General features: G+C 72.3%; 2 protein-coding genes. One reads left to right on the forward strand and one right to left on the reverse strand.

Annotation, left to right across the window (positions count from 1 at the left end; translation table 11 throughout):
* A partial coding sequence (locus tag DKL51_RS32595) for a phosphatase PAP2 family protein (protein WP_124813180.1) occupies positions 1-613 on the reverse strand: 613 nt, incomplete at its 3' end.
* A gap of 103 nt (positions 614-716) precedes the next feature.
* Here DKL51_RS32595 and DKL51_RS32600 point away from each other — a divergent pair.
* On the forward strand, positions 717-1487 hold the full coding sequence (locus DKL51_RS32600; protein ID WP_260428758.1) for a glycosyl hydrolase family 65 domain-containing protein: 771 nt from the start codon (positions 717-719) through the stop codon (positions 1485-1487).
* Positions 1488-1495 lie beyond the last annotated feature (8 nt).

Raw genomic sequence — 1495 nt, forward strand, 5'->3', positions numbered from 1 at the left:
GGCCGATGACTGGGCGCGCCGAGCGGCGCACCCACCAGCGCAGCACTTCGGCGGTGGGCCGGGCCGCCAGCGGGGTGACCAGCGTGCCCACCAGCGCCCCGAGCAGCAGGCCGGCCGCGACGTCGTGCGGGTAGTGCACGCCGACGAAGGTGCGGGAGACCGCGGCGAGCAGAGCCAGCGGCACGGCGACCAGCCCGAGCCGGCGGTGCAGCAGCAGCGCCGCGGCGGCCAGCGCCCCGGCGATCGTGGCGTGGTTGCTGGGGAAGGACCAGTCGCCCACCGGCGGGCAGTGCCCGGCGACGATCACCAGGTCGGCCGGGCTGCGGCAGGGGCGGTCCTCGGCCACCAGGCTCTTGATTCCCTCGCTGCCGCCGTACGCCAGCAGCACCGAGACCGGGGCGGCCAGGGCGAGCGCCCGACCGCGGAGGTCACCACCGAAGACCCGGGTCAGGGCGGCCACCACCAGCAGGACGCCGAGCAGCAGGATGGCCCCCTCTGTGAAGTGGCTGGCGAACCAGTGGACCGGTTGCGGGGTGCTGTCGGCGAAGTCGACGATCTCGCGGTACCACTCGACGCTGATGTCGGGCACATCCGTCATGTCGGTGTCAGTCATGAATCACCTCACGACCCGTTCATACTCCGTTCACCACGACGCTGCCCTGGGAATCACTGTCAGGGCACCGAGTCTCAGCGACCTCACAGCCGGGCCTGATTCGGTGGCCATCGACCGTCCGAAACCCCGGGAGGACGCCGGCTGGCGGGCCGCCGCCGACGCCATGTTCGCCCCGTACGACCGCAAGCGCGGCGTGCACCAGCAGGCCGCCGGCTTCACCGAGCAGCCCGAGTGGGACTTCGCGAACACCGGCGAGGACGACTATCCGCTGCTGCTGCACTTCCCCTACCTGGAGCTCTACCGGAAGCAGGTGGTCAAGCAGGCCGACCTGGTGCTGGCCATGCTGCGCTGCCCGGGCGACTTCACCGCCGACGAGAAGGCGCGCAATGTCGCGTACTACGAGGCCCGGACCGTCCGCGACTCCTCGCTGTCGGCCTCTGCGCAGGCGGTGCTCGCCGCCGAGGTCGGCCACCTCGACCTGGCGTACGACCTCTTCGCCGAGACGGCGTTGCAGGACCTCGAGGACCTGGGCGACAAGACCGCCGACGGGCTGCACCTGGCCTCGCTGGCCGGGGCCTGGCTGGTGGTGGCACAGGGCTTCGGTGGCCTGCGCGACGACCGCGGGGTGCTCTCCTTCGACCCGCGCCTGCCGCGACGGATCACCCGGCTGGCGTTCAGCCTGCGCTGGCACGGCCACCGGCTGCGGGTCACCCTCACCCCGGAGGGCGCGCGCTACGAGTTGCCCGACGCCGACCCCGAGGTCACCGTCGAGCTGTGGCACCACGGTGAGCTGGTTCGGGTGACCGGCGGGCCGGCGACCCGCCCGATGCCGCTGCCAGACCCTCGAACGCGTACGCCCAGTTGTGGCACTTGAAGCTGCGC

Origin of the sequence: Micromonospora globispora (genome assembly GCF_003857015.1) — a bacterium.
Classification (GTDB): domain Bacteria; phylum Actinomycetota; class Actinomycetes; order Mycobacteriales; family Micromonosporaceae; genus Micromonospora; species Micromonospora globispora.